We start from the raw sequence: 18,767 nt of genomic DNA, 5'->3' as shown, positions 1-18,767 counted from the left end.
AGGTTGTACAATAGAAACGGTTTTCTCTATAGAAAATAATATTTCCCTACAAAAAGACGTTTGGAGCTTTCCTAAAACAAGGTAATAATGTGCAGTTAAATTTTTGGTACTTTGATTGCACTGTTATGTCTCATATTTCTGTATTACTTCATGAAACTGTGGATGCCTTGTTGGCAGGTCGGAATACAGGGATTTATGTCGATGGCACTTTTGGTCGAGGGGGACATACCCGATTATTGCTTTCAAAACTCGATGAAAATTCTAAAGTTTATGCTTTCGATAAAGATCCACAAGCCCTTGCAGTTGCTGCTGCGTTAGCCGCTGAAGATTCTCGTTTTCACATTATTCATGCCAGTTTTGCAGATCTACAGCAAGCGCTTGCTGCATTAGATTTAGGCCAAGTCGATGGTGTAATGGCAGATTTAGGCGTTTCTTCACCGCAGTTAGATCAGGCGGAACGGGGTTTTAGCTTTATGCAGGATGGTCCCTTGGACATGCGTATGGATAATTCGCAAGGTCCGACCGCAGCAGAGTGGTTGATGCAGATTGAAGAAGAAGCTTTGGCCAATGTGATTTTCAAGTACGGAGAAGAACGTTATAGTCGCCGCATTGCCAAAGCAATTAAAGCGGCAGGGCAGATTGACACTACACGTCAGTTGGCAGAAATTGTGAAAGTTGCGCATCCAAAGTGGGAAAAAAATAAACATGCTGCAACGCGTACATTTCAGGCAATACGTATTGCGATTAATAAAGAATTAGAAGATATTGAAGCTTTCTTGCCTCAAGCGGTTGAGGTGTTAAAACCTGAAGGTCGTTTGGCCGTAATTAGTTTCCATTCATTGGAAGATCGACTGATTAAGCAATTTATTCAAAAAGAATCGACTTTGGCGGAAGACACAGGATGGGGACTACCACAACAACAGCAAGATACCCGTCGTTTGAAAAAAATTGCACGTGTGCGTGCGAGTGAAGAAGAAGTTAAGGCCAATCCACGTTCACGCAGTGCTTGGCTTCGTGTTGCGGAACGCTTAGTTTAAAAGGCGAACTATGAAAACTGAAGCAGTTGAAAAGAAAGCAGAAAAATTGCGGACGAAAAAATATATCACGTATGCCTGTATGTTAATTTTGGTTTTCATCAGCGCAATTATGGTGGTCTTTCAGGTGTTTGAATATCGACATGATTATCGTGAGCTGAGTTCATTTCTGCGTGATCGTGATGACTTGAATGCCGAGTGGGGACGGTTGCTGATTGAGCAACAAACCTTTGGTGCAACTGCGCAAATCGGGACTCGTGCAGTGACTCAGTTACGTATGTATTCTCCGCCTGCCGCGCAAACGGTTGTAATTTCTTTACCTATGACTTCAGATGACAATAAATAAGGCTAGCTGTATATGGTAGACAAGCAGACCAAGCAACCACGTAAGAAGCAACAGTCGATTACGGGTAAAAATGCCATTAGCGTAGAAATGTGGCGTTTTTATCTGATGTGGGCCGTGGTGTTATTATGCTTTTTGGCATTGGTTGGTCGTGCATTTTATGTGCAAGTGATTAACCATGACTTTTTACAAAATAAAGCCAATGCCAATATTTTACGTACTGAAAAACTAAAAGCCATGCGTGGGGTGATTTATGATCGCCATGGCGTACCTTTGGCGATCAGTACGCCTGTCATGAAAGTGGTGATTGATCCACGTGACTATTTTGATAATAAAAAATTATTTGATGACATTACCGCTGAATTGGCGAAAGATCCGCATAATCGAAAACTAAAGCGCCAATTGCCAGAAAAGAACCTCAATCTGGATGAATTAGCCGATGCGGTAGGCATGGATCGAGCAGAACTTAAGAAAAAAATGAACGAGCGCCCTCGTTCACGTTATTTAGTGTTGCAAAAAGAAATTCCGCCACAACAGGCAGAATTAATTGAAAAGCGCGACTTTCAAGCGGTGTATACCGAGAAAAACTATAAGCGTTATTACCCGCAGCCACAGCCCAATGCACAAATTATCGGTTTGACCAATAGTGAAGGGGTCGGGATTGAAGGTTTGGAAATGCAGCTCAACAAGCGTCTTGCCGGTGTTGATGGTGAACAGCAAGTGGTGCGTGACAAGAAAGGTAACCGTGTAAAAGACCCAGAAGTGGTGAAAGAGGTTGAGTCTGGGGAAAACATTACCCTGAGTATCGATTCGCGCCTGCAATATATTTTATACCGTGAACTTACTGCGGCAGGTGTGGCGAACAATGCACGCTCAGCATCGGCCATTGCGGTAGATGTGAAAACGGGTGAAATCTTGGCGATGACCAGTTGGCCGTCGTATAACCCAAATGATAAAAATGGTTTGGCCAATAAAGATGCCATGCGTAACCGTGGCGCAACGGACATGTTTGAACCAGGTTCGACCATGAAACCTTTAACGGTTGCTATGGCATTGGAAACAGGTAAATACATGCCAACCACTGTGGTGAATACCTCACCAGGATCTATGCGTGTCGGCAACCATACCATTCGTGATACGCATAACTACGGGCAACTGACGTTAGCAGGGATTATTCAGAAATCGTCTAACGTGGGTGTGGCGAAAATTGCTTTATCTTTACCTTATGCAACTTTACCAACCTTTTTAAAACGTGTGGGTTTTGGGCAGCGTTCGGCAGTTAAATTTCCCGGTGAAAGTTCGGGTATGGTGCTGCCGCCAAGTAAGTGGAACGTGTCTGAGGTTGCGACCATGGCTTATGGTTATGGGATTAACGCAACTGTACTGCAAATGGTCGATGCTTATGCCATGTTGGCGAATCATGGGATAAAAGTTCCTCTGAGTCTGTATAAGCTAGAAGAACCGCCTAAAGGCCAGCAAATGATTGATCCGAAAATTGCCGATCAAGTGTTGTTGATGATGGAAGCAGTGACGCTACCGGGCGGTACAGCACGTCAAGCCAATATTCCAGGTTATCGTGTGGCAGGTAAAACAGGAACTGCGCATAAATTACGTGCTGACCGTAAAGGTTATTCGGAAAAAGAATATCGTGCACTATTTTCAGGGGTTGCACCTGTGAGTGATCCACGTTTGGCGATTTTTGTGGTCGTGGAAAATCCACAAGGTCAATATTATGGTGGCTTAGTTGCCGCGCCTGTCTTTGCTCGAGTGATGCAAGAGTCACTCCGTTTAATGAATGTGCCTTTAGATAAGCCTTTAGACACCCCTCAAATCCAGTAATAGGTGCTGAATGTCAATTACATTTCAAGAACTGCATCCTGATGATCAAATCACTGGATGGATGAGTCAACCTTTCCAAGGTTTTTGTTTGGATAGTCGCTATGTGCAAGCGGGACAAATCTTTATTGCCCTAAACAGTTTGAGCCAACCTGAAAAAACCGTGCAATTTGCACAGGCAGCTTTGGATAAAGGTGCTCTGGCTATTATTAGTGAAACTGAGCTAGGTGTTTCTCCGAGTTTAGTGGTGCCTGAAATTCGTCATTTAATGGGTACATGGCAAAAACAATATTTGCAAGCCGTATCTCCAATGCAAGCCGTACAGATTTTGGCGGTGACAGGAACCAATGGTAAAACCACAATTTCACGCTTGGTTGCAGAGTTGCTGATGTTGCAAGGACAACCTTGTGCAGTGATGGGCACCACAGGTAATGGCATACTTCCACATCTGGAAAGCTCTTCACACACCACCTTGGATGCCTTGCAGTTGCAAAATGCTTTGCATGGTTATGCGCAACAAGGGGCAAAATTTGCTTCGATTGAAGCAAGCTCGCATGGTCTAGAACAGGGGCGTTTAACGGGCTGTGCTATTGAAATTGCGGCTTATAGTAATTTAAGTCGTGATCATTTGGATTATCACGGGACGCTCGAAGCTTATGCAGCAGCTAAATCACTGTTGTTTAAATTTGAGTCTTTGAAGGTTGCGGTGATTAATCTTGATGATGAATATGCCTCCATCATGTTGGCGGCAGCACGTGAGAATCCAGCACAGCCCAAAATATTGACTTATTCCATGACCCAAGCTGCGGATTATCAAGTTAAGAATATTCAGTACAGCTTATCTGGCGCAAACTTTAGCTTAGTAACAGCACAAGGCCAGCTTGAGGTACAAAGTCCGTTGCTTGGACATTTTAATATTGAGAATCTGGTGGCGAGTTTAATCGTGGCACAGCAGGCTGGTTTTGATTTGGTAGAGTTGGTTGCAACAGTACCTCAGTTGCAAGGTGCACCAGGACGCATGCAGGTGATTCGTGACGATACACGCTTGTTTGTGGTGGATTACGCGCATACACCAGATGCCTTGGTGCAAGTCTTAACCACCTTAAAGCGCCATGTTGAACAGAATTTATGGGCGGTATTTGGCTGTGGTGGTGATCGTGATCGGGGGAAACGCCCACTGATGACTCAAGCCGCTTTAAATGGTGCCGATGTGGTGCTGTTAACCTCAGATAACCCGCGGACGGAAAATCCTGAACAGATTTTTGCCGATATGAAGGCAGGCATTGATTTCACTGGCCATGTGGTACACGAGATTCATGACCGCCGTGAAGCGATTAAATTTGCGGTAAAAACTGCACAAGCAGGTGATATTGTCGTGATTGCGGGCAAAGGGCACGAGAACTATCAAGAAATTGAGGGTGTTCGTCACTGGTTTGATGATGTGGTTGAAGTACAGGCGGCGATTGATGCACAACATCTTGCCACAAATTCAGCATATCCCGCGCAATAGGAAATTAAGATGCATACTTCAACCACCAGTACGGTTCCTTTAGAACCGTGGACTGCAGCAGAATTACTAGAAGCAACCCAAGGTTATTGGCTACATGATCGGCAGCCAAGTGGTGAAATTAAACGAATTTTGACTGATTCCCGTCATGCGGAACATGGTGATGCATTTTTAGCCCTGAAAGGTGAGCGTTTTGATGCACATGATTTTGTTGTGAAAGTTGTGCAGCAGGGCTGCGAGGTGGCAATTGTCAGTCATCCTGTAGATGCTGATATTTGTCAGTTGGTCGTGCCTGATACGCGTTTGGCTTTAGGGCATTTGGGAGCTTATCGACGTGCGCAGCAGCAAGACTTAAAAGTGATTGCCTTGACCGGTAGTAGTGGTAAAACCACCACCAAAGAAATGCTCGGTAGTATCTTGTCGCGTCTTGCGCCAACTTTAATTACACGCGGTAATTTGAACAATGATTTGGGTGTACCGATGATGTTGTTGGAGTTACGTGCAGAGCATCGTTACGCTGTTATGGAGTTGGGTGCAAGCCACCAAGGCGAAATTGATTACACTTCACAATTGGTTCAACCGCATGTAGCAGGTATTCTAAATATTGGTACGGCACACTTGGGTGAGTTTGGTGGACGAGAAGGCATTTGCCGTGCCAAATCAGAAATTTATGCCCATATTGCACCGACAGGTACTGCCATTGTGCCCGCAGCTGACGATTTTACCGATCCAATTCGCCAAATCGTACAAACTGAGCAGGTATTGAGTTTTGGCCAAGGGGGTGATGTGTATGCCTCTGATATACAGCTAAAACCACAATCAGCGCGTTTCAACTTGCATACACCGCAGGGTGAACGAGTTGTGAATTTACCGTTTGCTGGTGAACATAATGTTCAGAATGCAACTGCTGCGGTGGCTTTTGCCTTAGCCATTTGTATTGCTTTGGATGATATTGTATTGGGTTTAGAGCAAGCGCAAGGTGCTAAAGGTCGCCTGAATTTTATTCAGAAAGCACCTTATCTATTCATTGATGATACTTACAATGCCAATCCAACTTCAATGCGTGCAGCGGGCGAAGTGCTTGCGCAACAAGAAGGTGTGCGGGTGATGGTGATTGGGGATATTGGTGAATTGGGTCAAAGCGCTGCGCAACAACACTATATGTTGGGGCGTGATTTGGTCTCGATCAAAGGCATTAATTTTGTCGTCGCTGTGGGTGAGTTCTCACCAGCTACGCAAGAAGGGGCGCGCAGTACCCAATATGGTAAGAAATTACAGGCCTTCTTGAGTCAAGAACAAGCCTTACCTTTTTTAATTAGTTTAGTCGAAACACATCAACCCCAGTCGATGAGTTTCCTGTTTAAAGGTTCTCGTTATACCCATATGGAAACCTTGATGACTGACTTGATGGAGAAACTCTAAAATGCTGTTATGGTTATTTGAACAGCTTGCGGGCTATCACAGCTCATTCCAAGTCGTACGCTATTTAACATTGCGCTCACTCCTGAGTGTTTTGACCGCACTATCCATTGGATTGGTGCTTGGTCCAGTAATGATTCGTAAATTACAAGCCCTAAAATATGGTCAGGCAGTCAGTACTTTTGCACCTGAAAGCCATGCTAAAAAAATGGGTACACCGACTATGGGTGGGGTACTGATTCTGCTTTCGATTGGGATTTCGACCTTACTTTGGGCAGATTTATCGAATCCTTATGTGTGGATTGTTTTGGCTGTCATGGTCATTTTCGGTGCTGTAGGTTGGGCGGATGACTGGATTAAAATCCGGTATAAAGACAATGCGGGTTTGCCAGCACGAAAGAAATTTTTCTGGACTTCGGTCGCATCTTTAGGTGCTGGGATTGCGTTGTATGTGATTGCCAAGCAACAAGAGAATCCAATTCATACGGCAAATATGCTGGATTTGCTGATTCCATTCTTTAAAAATCTCAGCATTCCATTGTCGATTATTCCTTTAGGGATTGGATTTATTCTTTTTACCTATTTGGTGATTAACGGGGCTTCCAACGCAGTCAACCTGACCGATGGTTTAGATGGTTTGGCAATTATGCCGATTGTCTTGGTTGCAGCGGGTTTAGGTGTATTTGCTTACTTGGCGGGTGATGTACGTTTTGCCAGTTATCTGCATATTCCTTATGTGAAATATTCGTCTGAATTGGTCGTGATTTGTGCTGCAATGATTGGTGCAGGCTTGGCTTTCCTCTGGTATAACGCGCATCCTGCCCAAGTCTTTATGGGCGATGTTGGTGCTTTATCACTTGGAGCGATGCTAGGTACGATTGCGGTCATGGTACGTCAAGAAATCGTATTTGCGATTATGGGCGGTGTCTTTGTGGTGGAAGCGATTTCAGTGTTCCTGCAAATTGGTTCGTTACGAATGCGAAATAAACGCGTTTTCTTGATGGCACCTTTGCATCATCATTATGAAAAGAAAGGCTGGCGTGAAACCCAAGTGGTGATTCGTTTCTGGATTATCACAATTATGCTGGTGGTTTTGGGTCTCATGACCTTAAAATTGCGTTAAGCAAAATCCGTGAAAATCAGGTCGGCATATGCCGGCCTTTTTATTTTTATGGGCAATTTTTGGAGAAAATAATGAATCTACTCATGTGCCCTGTATGTCGTGAGAAATTAAATTTGGTGGATAAAACGTGGCAATGTGAGAATCGTCATAGTTACGATGTGGCTAAACAGGGTTATGTGAATTTACATGTGGTGCAACACAAGCACAGTAAAACCCCAGGCGATACACCCGAGTCGGTACAAGCTCGTCGCGCATTTTTAAGTGCAGGATTTTATGCACCTTTACAGCAAGCCGTGGTTGAAAAACTGCGTCAACTGCGCATTGAAAATCTTTTGGATATTGGTTGCGGTGAAGGCTATTACACTGATGCGATGCAGGCAGAGGTGTTGCAATGTGTCGGTGTGGATATTGCGAAAAATGCAGTGCAAGTTGCGGCTAAACTGAATTCAGATGTGACATGGGTGGTGGGTACGGGAGCGACTTTGCCTGTATTAGATCAATCCATTGACCTGTGCAGCAGTTTATTTAGTCCAATTCCTCAACAAGAAATATTACGTGTGCTGAAGGATAAAGGGTATTTATTGGTGGTGACACCAGCACCTGAACACTTATTTGCCATTCGTGAGACCTTATTTGAAGAGGTGAAACCGCATGAGCCAAATAAGTTTGTACAGCAGTTGGCACAGGACTTTGACTTGGTTGATTCGCAAGTGGTGAGTGCGGATTTAATGCTGTCACAGCAACAGCTCAAAAATCTGATAGCAATGACCCCTTATGCTTATAAAGCGAAAGTAGAGCGCAGAAATGCCCTAGAAGCTTTAGCTGAATTTAAGGTGACTGCGCAATTCCAGCTTTATTTATTTCAAAAGAAATAAATATATAAAAAGCCCTCTTAAATAATGAGGGCTTTTTATTGGGTGACTAAGATCTGCTATTGAAATTGATCAATCAAATGTTCAATGGCATCTGATTTCTTACTTGGAGTATTCGGTTGCATTGCCGGCGGAGTTTGATCACTTGGAACCAAGTTTTCTTCATCCGGCAAATCATCAAAGTCACGCTCAGGCGCACGTGCAGGAGCGGCTGGTTTAGGGCGATATAACGGCTGAGCCAATGGTGGTGAAGAGCGGTAATCTTTTTTGGTTTCGCCTTCAATAAATTGGGTATCGTTATGTAATGTAGGCGCCTTAGCATCTTTGTCAAAATGTACCCAAGCTGATGGTGTGCCTTTTAAAGCATTGTCCATAAAGTTGGTCCAAATTGGTAATGCAGCAACACCCCCGTATTCACGTCGACCTAGGGTGGTTGGTTGGTCAAAGCCGACCCATGCCACCGTGACCAATTTGCCATTAAAGCCTGCAAACCATGCATCTTTGGCATCATTGGTGGTTCCTGTTTTACCACCTAAATCATCGCGGCCAATTTTAAGTGCAGCGCGCCCTGTACCATGTTGGATAACATCTTTGAGGATGTTCGCCATATCAAAGGCAGAGCTGGATTTTAAAATTCGTTGTGCTTGACGGTATTCTGCATTGGCGGCATGAGGTTCTGTTATCTTCGGTTCGACACTTTGATTGGTGACTTCAATGACTTCATCATCAGGTGTGACAGTTGTTGTTTCAGAGGGTTCTTTTGCAGTTTCATTGATACACTCAATGCAGGCATATTCAGGATTGGCTTGATAAATGACTTTGCCATAGGCATCTTCAATACGGTCAATAAAATGCGGTTGAATGCGGTAACCGCCGTTCGCAAATGTGGCATAACCTGTTGCCATTTGAATGGGCAATACTTGGGGTGTGCCTAAAGCAATAGTGTAATTATTTGGAATCTGATCTTCTTGTAAACCAAAATCCATAAACAATTGGCGAGTACGCTCAATACCGACCGCTTGGAGTAAACGGACCGAGACGGTATTTCGTGATAAATATAAAGCACGGCGTAAAGGAATCATGCCCAGATAGCGCCCATCTGAATTTCGGGGTGACCATTTGCCAATGGTAATGGGACTATCGTTGACCATGGTAAAAGGTGTCATGCCGCGTTCTAATGCCAAGGCATAAACAAACGGTTTAATGGTCGAACCAGGTTGACGCCAGCCTTGTAAAGCTCGGTTAAATTTGGATTGATAAAAATTATATCCCCCAACAACAGCTTCAATCGCACCATTATTGGGATTCAGTGCAATCAGCTGTCCTTGGGCTTTCGGGATTTGTACCAATGACCATGAGGTTTTGTCTGCATTTGGTCTTAAACGAACAATATCTTTGACTTTTACAATTTGAGAAGCACGACTGGGTGCAGGGCCTACGCTGTTGGCGTTACGATAGGGACGTGCCCAAGACATCCCTGACCAAGGTACAGTCACACTGGAACCATCTTGCATGAAGGCTTCAAAGGAGTTGTCATTCACTTTGCTGACTTTTGCAGGGTAGGTGTTGGCATAAGCTGTAAATTGTTTTAAATCTTTATCATGTGCTTCGGCACCGCGCCAACCATGGCGTCGATCATAGGCCTCTAAACCTTCTTGTACGGATTGTTCAGCAAAAAATTGGCGTTGGCTATTAATGGTGGTATAGACCTTATAACCAGAATCAATGGCCTGTTCCCCAAATTTACTCACCAATTCGGCGCGGACCATTTCGCCGACATAGGGAAATTGATTGCTTACACCACGTTCAGGCATATCTAGATTGATGGGTTCAGCAATGGCATTTTGATATTGTTCTTGATTGATATAACCCAATTGCAGCATACGCCCCAGAATCCAGTTGCGACGTTCTAATGCACGTTCAGGATTGGCAACGGGGTTGTATTTTGAAGGGGCTTTAGGAAGACCTGCAATCATTGCCATTTGGGCAATGCTCAAATCTTCTAAATTTTTGTTGTAGTAAATTTTGGCGGCAGCAGCAATGCCATAGGCATTTTTACCCAGAAAAATCTTGTTTACATACAGGGTTAGAATTTCTTCTTTAGTTAAGTTTTGTTCAATTTTACGTGCAAGAAAAACTTCGGTCAGTTTGCGTTTGAGTGTACGTTCAGGACTGAGGTAATAGTTCTTTGCCACTTGCATGGTAATGGTCGAGCCACCAGTTTGCACATTTGAGCCTGTAATGCTCTCACTCACCGCACGCCCCAAACCTTTAAAGCTAATCCCACTGTGTTCAAAAAAAGCTGAATCTTCTGCGGCTAAAAAAGCATGAATAAAGGTTCTTGGAATTTGATCATATTCCACAGGAACAGAAAGTTTGCCACCATATTCTGCAATAAGTTGCTGATCCGCACTATAAACTTGTAATGGTTTTAATAAGGGGGCTTTTTTTAGGATGCTCATTTTAGGCAAAGAGGGGGCAATATAGAGATACATGCCATAAAATCCCATAGGAATTGCGACCAAAACTATAATTATGATCAAAAAAAATGGATGAACACGGCCTGAACAAGATAGCTTTTTCATAACAAGTAAGTTTTAATAGGAGCTAATGGCAAACTAATTGGTGGTCAGTATAGCCGTTTACAGATACGGATTGTTAATGAGTTATTGTATCCGTATAAAATTATAGACCGCAGCCAATTGGTTAGTTACTTCTATTGGGGATAAAAAAATAATAGGAATAGTATTGTGCTCAGGTTATATCGTAAGCCAAATAAGGGGTTAATAGGAGTAGATATTAGTTCCACTTCTGTTAAGTTGTTAGAGCTGTCTGTGAAAAACGGTCGCTATTGGGTAGAAAGCTATGCTTTGGTCCCATTACCAGAAGGCAGCATTGTTGAAAAGAACATTTTGAATCCTGAAGCTATTGGGGAGGCTTTGGAGCGTGCTTTAAATTTAGCAAATGTTCAATCGCATGCAGCAGCAATTGCCATTCCAACGTCTATGGTGATTAGTAAAATTATCGAGATGGATGCGGATATGACGGATGATGAACGTGAAGTTCAAATCCGTATGGATGCTGAACAATATATTCCGTTCCCATTAGATGAAGTCAGCCTTGATTTTGAAGTTTTGTCTGATCGTTTAGCTAATCCCAATCGGGTAAATGTGCTTTTGGTGGCAACACGTCTCGAAAACGTGGAAGCGCGTTCGGAAGTGCTGGAACTGGCTGGAATTACGCCTAAAATTGCGGATGTAGAAAGTTTCGCAATAGAAAACGTCTATAAAGTATTCTCTGATACCATGCCGATGGGGGTAAATACCGTCGGTATTTTAGATATTGGGCATACCATGACCACGTTATCGGTCATGCAAAATGACAAAATTATCTATACCCGTGAACAGGTTTTTGGTGGAAAGCAACTGACCCAAGAAATCCAGAATCGTTATGGATTGTCATTTGATGAAGCGGGACGTGCCAAGAAAAGCCGTACTTTACCCGATGATTATGACGTAGAAGTTTTAGAGCCATTTCTTGAAGCGGTGGTGCAACAGGCTGCACGTTCTTTGCAGTTCTTCTTCTCATCTTCGCAGTTTAATGAAATTGATCATATTTTATTGGCGGGCGGAAATGCCAATATTCCAGGTTTGGCTAAGTTATTACAACAAAAACTGGGATATCGTGTCACGATTGCGAATCCATTTTTACAAATGGGCTTTTCGCCAAAAATAGATATTAAAAAAATTGAAAATGATGCTTCCTCTCTCTTGGTGGCGTGTGGTCTAGCATTGAGGAGTTTTGATTAATGGCAAAAATTAACCTGCTCCCTTGGCGTGATGAGCTAAGAGAGAAACGGAAAAAAGAATTTATTATTATTTGTATTGGGGCGGCTTTAATTGGGGTGTTATTGGTTGTAGCGGCATGGTTCTATTACAACTACAAGCTTGAAGATCAAGAGCAAGCGAATCAACTCATTATCAGCACCAATCAGAACTTGGATGTACAGCTAAAATCTTTAGAAGGTTTACAGGAGCAGCGTAATGCGATTGTAGAACGGATGAAGTTGATTCAAGGGCTACAAAGTCAACGACCAATTGCCGTGCGTTTAATTGATGAAATGGCGCGTGTAGTGCCTGCGAATTTATATATTACCAAGTTCAGTCGTGTTGGCGATAAATTTACCATTGAAGGTAAAGCAGAAAGTCCAAATGCTGTGGCTGAATTCTTACGTAATTTAGAGGCTTCACCTTGGTATCGTAATGCCTTTATGAATTCCTTCTTGGCAGTAGAAGAAAACAAGAATAAAGCGCCAAGTTCGATTGTTCCTCGTGTTGAGGATAGTTATGGCAGCTTTGTGGTGACTGCAGATCTGGATGAGATCGCTATGCCGACGAATGCAGCGAATGAGGCTGCAGGCTCTATGGCGGTAGTGGCAAATGATGCAAATGCAGCAGCTAGTTCAACAGCGGGGGCAGCACAATGAGTCGTGATGAGTTTGATGATCTAAATCAAGAGGCTGCTGTTAAACCTAAGAAAAAAATGACAGTGGATAAATTTTTTCAACAATTTAACACGTTGGATCCTAACAATTATGGCAGTTGGCCATTATCGGTCAAAATTACCTGTTGGATTTTTATTGTCTTTTTAATTTGTGTTGTTGGCTATTTTGTTGTGATCAAGCCGCAGTTAGATGCGATTTCTGGCGCACATGCGCAAGAGCAAAATTTGCTGAATGAATTTAGAGAGAAAGATTCAAAGTTACGTAATCTGCAACAATATCAAGCACAGTTGCAGGAGATGGAAGCGAACTTTAATCAACAATTGGAGCAATTGCCGAAGGAAACTGAAATTCCTGGTCTGGTTGAAGATATTAACGTGACAGGTGTCAACTCTGGACTGAAATTTAAAAATATTCGTTTAGAGCCTGAAGTCAAACAAGAATTTTTTGTTGAGCAGCCGATTAGTATTGAAGCAACAGGTGATTATCATGCCTTTGGTTCGTTTGTGAGTGGTATTGCAGCATTACCTCGAATTGTGACCTTGCATGATTTTGATATCAGTTCGTCTATGAGTACAGATAAAAAATCTGAAATTCCGCAAGTGACTTATATCGCGAAGGCGCGTACCTATCGCTATATAGGCGCTACAGAAAATCAAAATGCGGCAGTAGGTACGAATGCCACAACTCCTCCTGCTCAAGTTACTCCAGAAGGAGCGAAGAAATGAAATTTGAGAAAATAGCATTTACTTTGATGTTTGGGTTGGTTTTGGTGGGGTGTGATTCACGTATTGACGCAGTGAATATGGAAATGGTGAATATTCGCAATCAGCAACCTTTGCCGATTGAGCCTGCACCAGTATTTCCACCTGTACCGACATTCAATTATGCAGCGCATCAATTGAAAAGTCCGTTTATGCCAAGTTCTTTAGCGGCAGAATTAAAAATTATGGCGGGTAAGCGGGTTTATCCGAATTTCTCGCGCCAATCACAGCCATTAGAAAGTTATGCTTTAGAGTCCTTGAATATGAAGGGAAGTCTGCGTAATCAGTCTGGGCAAATTTTGGGGTTAATTCAGACACCCGATGGTGAGATTGAGCGTGTACAAGTCGGTAATTATATGGGGATGAATCAAGGGCGAATTGTGAAAATTACCCCTACACAGATTGATCTTGTAGAGATTATTCCCGATGGTCGAGAGGGGTATGTAGAGCGTCCGCGTAGCCTCGTCTTAATTGGACCCGCGCCTTAATTAAAGGAATAAAAATGAAAAACAGTATTCAAGATTTTATATTTGGGGATGGTAATACAATGAATCATATTTTCCGTCAATTCTCTATGGGTGCAGTTGCTATGGCTGTCATGCAAGCTGCTAGTGCGCAAGTCAGCATCACCAATGTCGTACCTATGCAAGTACCTGGACAAGGGACTGAAATTCGTGTGATGTTCAACGGAATACCACCACAACCTCAAGCTTACCAACTTGAACAGCCATCAAGACTTATTTTAGATTTTGATAAAGCACAACAAGCACTCAAACAAAATAGTATTCAAGTTGCGACGAAAGAAGCAAATTCTGTAGATGTGTCTTCTGATGCACAGCGTTCACGATTGACCGTTAATCTTGCAGATGCGGGTGCTTTTACTACTCGTGTTGAAGGCAATACTTTTATTCTAAAAATCAATTCAACCGATAATAGTTTTGCGACCCCTGTGGCAACATCAGTTAAAGCTCCATCGCAAGGGGTTTCTAATATTGGCTTTCAACGCGGTTCAGAGGGTGAAGGTCAGGTTGTTATTGATTTGCTCGGTAGCAATACGCCAGCAGATGTACAGCAACAAGGGAGTAAAATTGTGGTGCGGATGTTGGGAAGTAAAATCCCAGCACATTTGACTCGCCGCCTCAATGTCAATGATTTTGCAACGCCTGTGGCGACCGTAGATGCTTATAATGATGGCAATAGTGGTGTGATTACTATTCAGTCTTCGGGCAGCTATGAATACATGGCTTATCAAGCTGAGAATAAGTTGACGATCAGCTTAAAGCGTCCTGTGGACAAGAATCCAATGAAGCCACGTGCAGCAAATAGCTATACGGGCAAGAAAATTTCACTGGATTTCCAAGATATTGAAGTGCGCCGCGTATTGCAATTGTTGGCAGATTTTACTGGCATTAACATGGTGGCTGCCGATACGGTACAAGGCAATATTACCTTGCGCCTAAAAGATGTACCATGGGATCAAGCACTTGATATTATTTTAAAAACAAAAAATTTAGACAAGCGTCGTAATGGTAATGTGATTTGGATTGCACCTGTTGCTGAGTTGATTAAAGCGGAAGACGATGAAGCTAAGGCGATTGCACAGAGTATTAAGTTAGCACCGATACAGACTGAATATATACAGCTGAGTTATGCGAAAGCTGCGGATGTATTGAAGTTGATGGAAGATTCTCGTGATGGTAAAGGTGCGGTAGCTAATCGTACTGCTAATTCGGATTCTTTGGCTTTGGAAAGCCTCTTAAGTCCGCGAGGAAGTGCTGTTGCAGATTTACGAACCAATACTCTAATTATCAATGATACTTCACAGAATATTGATAAAGTACGCAAGATGATTGATTTGATTGATGTGCAAGTCAAACAAGTCATGGTCGAAGCAAGAATTGTGCGTGCATCTACTTCATTTACTAAGGAAATGGGGGTGAAGTGGGGGATTTTATCTCAAGGGGTAAATACTGCGAATGATCTCTTGGTAGGGGGTAGTGATCAAACTTTATGGGACTTGCGAGATCCAGATGATGAAGGGAAATATACCATTCAACGTCCTGATAACCTAAATGTCGATTTAGGTGTTACGGCTGAGGGTGCGAGCAGTATAGCTTTTAGCTTAATTAGCTTATCTGACTTTATGCTAGATTTAGAGCTTTCAGCTTTACAAGCTGATGGTTATGGTGAAGTCATTTCAACACCAAAAGTGCTGACTGGAGATAAGCAAAAAGCCAAGGTGGCGACAGGTCAAGAAGTACCTTATCAAACCACAACCAACTCGGCTTCTGGCTCAACAGCAACGACCTCATTCAAAGAAGCTCTGCTCAGTTTGGAGGTTACGCCAAGTATTACCCCAGACGGTAAAGTACAAATGCAGCTTGATATTTCGAAAGACTCAGTTGCGGATGAAGCACCGAATGGTGAGTTGATCTTGAATAAAAACACTATTACGACCAATGTCTTGGTCAATAATGGTGAGACGGTGATTTTAGGTGGGGTATTTGAGCAAACGACTACAAATACACAAACCAAGGTACCATTCTTGGGGGATCTTCCTTACATTGGAAGATTGTTTAGAAAAGATGCCAAGTCGGATGCTAAGCAAGAGCTATTGATTTTTGTGACACCACGAATTGTTAATGACAGTGTTTCAAGAAATCATTAATATATTTTCAATTTAAACAAAATTAATAGGTGACTCCTTGCCAAGCAAAGAGTTTAGTTCCCTACCAAATATCTATTTGGTAGGGCCAATGGGGGCAGGAAAAACAACAGTCGGACGGCATTTGGCAGAATTGTTGGGTCGTGAATTTCTAGACAGTGATCATGAAATTGAACGAAAAACTGGTGCGACCATTCCGTGGATTTTTGAAAAAGAAGGTGAAACGGGATTTCGTACTCGTGAAACTATAGTGATTGATGAGTTGACTGCCCGACCAGATTTGGTCTTGGCGACTGGTGGTGGTGCAGTGACTCAAGCCCCCAATCGTGATTTTTTAAAGCAACGTGGTATTGTTGTTTATCTCTATACTCCTGTTGAAATTCAGCTTCAGCGTACTTATCGCGATAAAAATCGTCCTCTCCTTCAGGTTGAGAACCCTGAGCAAAAATTACGTGATTTACTTGCGATTCGGGATCCCTTATATCGGGATGTGGCTCATTATATTATTGAGACCAATCAAGGTGCTGCACGAGATCTTGCGCATAAAATCTTAACGATGATTACCACACAACCTATTGATTGAATACGAAAGTAGTTGAACCCATGCAAACTTTACATGTAGAACTCGGTGAACGCCGTTACCCTATCTTTATTGGCAGTGATTTAAATCCTCAAGATTTACTGGCACCGTATATTTTCGGGCAGCAAGTCATGATTGTGACCAATACTACTATTCAGCCTTTGTATTTAGAGCATTATGTTGAAGCTATTGAGGCTTTAGGGAAAAAAGTTTCTACCTGTGTTTTGCCTGATGGTGAAAAATATAAAGATATTCAACATCTGAATCTGATTTTTGATGCTCTGCTTGAAGCTGGCTTTAATCGTGATTGTACGGTATTGGCATTGGGTGGTGGTGTGATTGGCGACATGGCAGGTTTTGCATCCGCTTGTTTTCAGCGTGGTGTGTATTTTATTCAAGTGCCAACCACGCTTTTGTCCCAAGTCGATTCTAGTGTAGGTGGTAAGACAGGGATCAATCATCCTTTGGGTAAAAATATGATTGGAGCCTTCCAGCAGCCCCAAGTGGTAATGGCAGATATGGCACAATTAAAAAGCTTGCCTGATCGTGAACTGTCTGCTGGTTTAGCCGAAGTGATTAAGTATGCCTTGCTCGGAGATGAAGATTTTTTAGTCTGGCTTGAAACAAATATGGATGGCTTAGTCGCACGTGATCCTGATTTATTGGCTGAAGCAGTCTATCGTTCTTGCGCACATAAAGCACGAATTGTGGCAAATGATGAAAAAGAACAAGGTGAACGTGCACTGTTGAATTTAGGCCATACTTTTGGTCATGCAATAGAGTCTTATTTAGGCTATGGCGTATGGTTACATGGAGAAGCTGTTGCGACAGGAATGGTGATGGCTGCAGATTTATCACAACGCATGGGGTGGATTTCGGTAGCAGACTTGGAACGTACAAAAAAAATCATACAGCGCGCTGGTTTGCCGATAGTATGTCCCGCGATTCCATTGCAAGATTTCTTGGGCTATATGGCGCATGATAAGAAAGTATTAAATGGTCAATTGAGATTGGTACTGCTAAAACAGTTAGGGCAAGCAATCATTACGAAAGAGTTTGATGTTGAACTGATGCAGCAGGCGATTATTGCCAATCAAACAATATAAAGGTGAAATCATGACAGCACTCCACAAATATTGGCAAAATACACAACGTTATATTTGGCTTGTGAGCGGAGTGCTGTGTCTTTTCGTAGCATTGATATTTTGGGCAGGCTCAGACAGTAGTGAAGAGCTGGTCGAAGTGAATAAAGCGGTGGAGTCTGATGCAGAACTGCAAATTCAACCCGCACGTGTCACGGCGACAACCAATTTAGGCACTTTACAAGAAGAAGTTCGCCCCATTACGCTGACCACCAGAGTTGTTGCGACGGGAAATCATACGAATGAATTCCGAGGAAGTAAGTTTATTGAGGAGCAGAAAAATAAGTCATCGCTAGAACTCTTTAGTGTCACTGAAGAAGACATTATTAAAAGTTTCTTGAATAAACAGAGCAATCGACAAAATTATTTTTATCTCCGTTTAACTGGAGATCAGCAACAAGAGCGATATGTTTTATTTTATGGCTTATATTCGAATGAGAGAGAGGTAAACCAAGCACGAGAGCAGCTTGATTTAAAATTACCAGCATCCGTCCATCCAACAGTGAGAGCCTTGGAAGATTATCAGGCGCAAGTGAATGATATGGGGATGGAAGAGTTGCAGGGTTCCACGCCAGTATATGAAGTTAAATTAAATCCTGCAGCTTTACCGAAAACAGACGCGGCTATGCTGAATTTAAATAAACCTAAAACTGTGGATACAACAGTGAATAGCTCAGATGAGGGCAATACAACAGTAACCCGTAGAGATGCTGAAGGCAATGTGATTGATGTGCAGAAATCTCAATCGCATGCTGAGACTGGCACAAAATCATCCCCTTCGCCAACCAATTCAAATTCACCTGTGCGCCAAGAAATTGCAGATCCATTTAATTAATCGTTCTAAAATAGAGCACATTGTGCTATACCAATGATTAAATGCGCAAAAATGGTGCAACTAGGATAAGTCTTCAAATGCTTTGATTCAGGTCGAACACTTGATATTTCTGTATTTAAAAGAATTTAATCTAATAACACTAAGTT

Annotated in this window: 16 protein-coding genes; 15 read left to right on the top strand and 1 reads right to left on the bottom strand. The window is 42.7% G+C overall.

Features of this window, described 5'->3' with window-relative positions; genetic code table 11:
• Positions 1-125 precede the first annotated feature (125 nt).
• The 7 genes from rsmH (at position 126) to E0H94_RS05560 (ending at position 8,137) form a co-directional block, all read left to right on the top strand.
• Positions 126-1,037, top strand: coding sequence for a 16S rRNA (cytosine(1402)-N(4))-methyltransferase RsmH (gene rsmH, locus E0H94_RS05590; protein ID WP_131325501.1), 912 nt, complete (start codon positions 126-128; stop codon positions 1,035-1,037).
• A gap of 79 nt (positions 1,038-1,116) precedes the next feature.
• Positions 1,117-1,380, top strand: coding sequence for a cell division protein FtsL (locus E0H94_RS05585; protein ID WP_413773005.1), 264 nt, complete (start codon positions 1,117-1,119; stop codon positions 1,378-1,380).
• 12 nt (positions 1,381-1,392) lie between these two features.
• A complete protein-coding gene (gene ftsI / locus E0H94_RS05580) occupies positions 1,393-3,216 on the top strand; it encodes a penicillin-binding protein PBP3 (protein WP_131325499.1) in 1,824 nt (607 codons plus the stop codon).
• Between the two features lie 10 nt (positions 3,217-3,226).
• A complete protein-coding gene (locus E0H94_RS05575; RefSeq protein ID WP_131325498.1) occupies positions 3,227-4,723 on the top strand; it encodes a UDP-N-acetylmuramoyl-L-alanyl-D-glutamate--2,6-diaminopimelate ligase in 1,497 nt (498 codons plus the stop codon).
• Positions 4,724-4,732: 9 nt separating this feature from the next.
• Positions 4,733-6,142: a UDP-N-acetylmuramoyl-tripeptide--D-alanyl-D-alanine ligase gene (locus tag E0H94_RS05570; protein WP_131325497.1), complete on the top strand. Its 1,410-nt coding sequence runs from the start codon at positions 4,733-4,735 to the stop codon at positions 6,140-6,142.
• A 1-nt stretch (position 6,143) separates the two neighbouring features.
• Positions 6,144-7,262 (top strand): phospho-N-acetylmuramoyl-pentapeptide-transferase, encoded by a 1,119-nt coding sequence (mraY, locus tag E0H94_RS05565; protein ID WP_131325496.1) that lies wholly within the window; start codon positions 6,144-6,146, stop codon positions 7,260-7,262.
• Positions 7,263-7,333: 71 nt separating this feature from the next.
• Positions 7,334-8,137 (top strand): putative RNA methyltransferase, encoded by an 804-nt coding sequence (locus tag E0H94_RS05560; protein WP_131325495.1) that lies wholly within the window; start codon positions 7,334-7,336, stop codon positions 8,135-8,137.
• A gap of 56 nt (positions 8,138-8,193) precedes the next feature.
• Here the strand turns inward: E0H94_RS05560 and ponA are convergent, their stop codons facing one another.
• Positions 8,194-10,719, bottom strand: coding sequence for a penicillin-binding protein PBP1a (ponA, locus tag E0H94_RS05555; RefSeq protein WP_131325494.1), 2,526 nt, complete (start codon positions 10,717-10,719; stop codon positions 8,194-8,196).
• 165 nt (positions 10,720-10,884) lie between these two features.
• Here ponA and E0H94_RS05550 point away from each other — a divergent pair, with 165 nt between their 5' ends.
• Genes E0H94_RS05550 through E0H94_RS05515 form a run of 8 tightly spaced genes read left to right on the top strand, consistent with a single transcriptional unit; the run spans position 10,885 to position 18,621 of the window.
• Complete coding sequence (locus E0H94_RS05550; RefSeq protein WP_131325493.1) at positions 10,885-11,943, top strand: pilus assembly protein PilM; 1,059 nt, start codon at positions 10,885-10,887, stop codon at positions 11,941-11,943.
• Complete coding sequence (locus tag E0H94_RS05545) at positions 11,943-12,620, top strand: PilN domain-containing protein (RefSeq protein WP_131325492.1); 678 nt, start codon at positions 11,943-11,945, stop codon at positions 12,618-12,620. Before E0H94_RS05550 ends, E0H94_RS05545 begins: the two co-directional genes overlap by 1 nt.
• Positions 12,617-13,363, top strand: a complete 747-nt coding sequence (locus E0H94_RS05540; RefSeq protein WP_131325491.1) for a type 4a pilus biogenesis protein PilO — start codon at positions 12,617-12,619, stop codon at positions 13,361-13,363. Before E0H94_RS05545 ends, E0H94_RS05540 begins: the two co-directional genes overlap by 4 nt.
• Positions 13,360-13,887 carry a pilus assembly protein PilP gene (locus tag E0H94_RS05535; protein ID WP_131325490.1) on the top strand — a complete coding sequence of 176 codons (528 nt, stop codon included), beginning with the start codon at positions 13,360-13,362 and terminating at the stop codon, positions 13,885-13,887. Before E0H94_RS05540 ends, E0H94_RS05535 begins: the two co-directional genes overlap by 4 nt.
• A 59-nt stretch (positions 13,888-13,946) precedes the next feature.
• Complete coding sequence (pilQ, locus tag E0H94_RS05530; RefSeq protein ID WP_165495589.1) at positions 13,947-16,067, top strand: type IV pilus secretin PilQ family protein; 2,121 nt, start codon at positions 13,947-13,949, stop codon at positions 16,065-16,067.
• Between the two features lie 37 nt (positions 16,068-16,104).
• Positions 16,105-16,647, top strand: a complete 543-nt coding sequence (gene aroK, locus E0H94_RS05525) for a shikimate kinase AroK (protein ID WP_131325488.1) — start codon at positions 16,105-16,107, stop codon at positions 16,645-16,647.
• A gap of 20 nt (positions 16,648-16,667) precedes the next feature.
• The gene (gene aroB, locus E0H94_RS05520; RefSeq protein ID WP_131325487.1) at positions 16,668-17,750 is read left to right on the top strand and encodes a 3-dehydroquinate synthase; all 1,083 of its coding nucleotides are present in this window, start codon (positions 16,668-16,670) and stop codon (positions 17,748-17,750) included.
• Between the two features lie 10 nt (positions 17,751-17,760).
• Positions 17,761-18,621 carry a hypothetical protein gene (locus E0H94_RS05515; protein WP_131325486.1) on the top strand — a complete coding sequence of 287 codons (861 nt, stop codon included), beginning with the start codon at positions 17,761-17,763 and terminating at the stop codon, positions 18,619-18,621.
• Positions 18,622-18,767 lie beyond the last annotated feature (146 nt).

Origin of the sequence: Acinetobacter sp. ANC 4173 (assembly GCF_004331255.1) — a bacterium.
GTDB lineage: Bacteria > Pseudomonadota > Gammaproteobacteria > Pseudomonadales > Moraxellaceae > Acinetobacter.
The sequence above is the reverse complement of the archived record's forward strand: the minus strand, read 5'-3'. Positions and strand labels throughout refer to the sequence as shown.